Consider the following 421-nt stretch of genomic DNA (forward strand, 5'->3'; position numbering starts at 1 on the left):
CCTACTGGTGCAACAGGCAGCACTGGAGCAACTGGACCAACTGGGGCCACGGGTATCACCGGTTCAACCGGTCCTACCGGCGCAACGGGTGGCACTGGAGTAACTGGACCTACTGGTGCAACGGGTAGCACTGGAGTAACCGGATCTACTGGTGCAACAGGCAGCACTGGACCAACTGGACCTACTGGTTCAACCGGTCCTACTGGCGCCACTGGTAGCACTGGAGTAACCGGATCTACTGGTTCAACCGGTAGCACTGGACCAACTGGAGATACTGGGGCCACGGGTAGCACTGGTTCAACCGGATCTACTGGTTCAACCGGTCCTACTGGTGCAACAGGCAGCACTGGACCAACTGGGGCCACGGGTATCACCGGTTCAACCGGTCCTACCGGCGCAACGGGTGGCACTGGAGTAACTG

The 421-nt window shown here is 59.6% G+C and carries 1 protein-coding gene; it reads left to right on the forward strand.

The annotated features are described in order from the left end of the window. Nucleotides 1–421: hypothetical protein (locus AKG37_RS18575; RefSeq protein ID WP_193391713.1), on the forward strand; the 421-nt coding region annotated here is incomplete at both ends.

Source organism: Bacillus australimaris (assembly GCF_001307105.1).
Lineage (GTDB): Bacteria > Bacillota > Bacilli > Bacillales > Bacillaceae > Bacillus > Bacillus australimaris.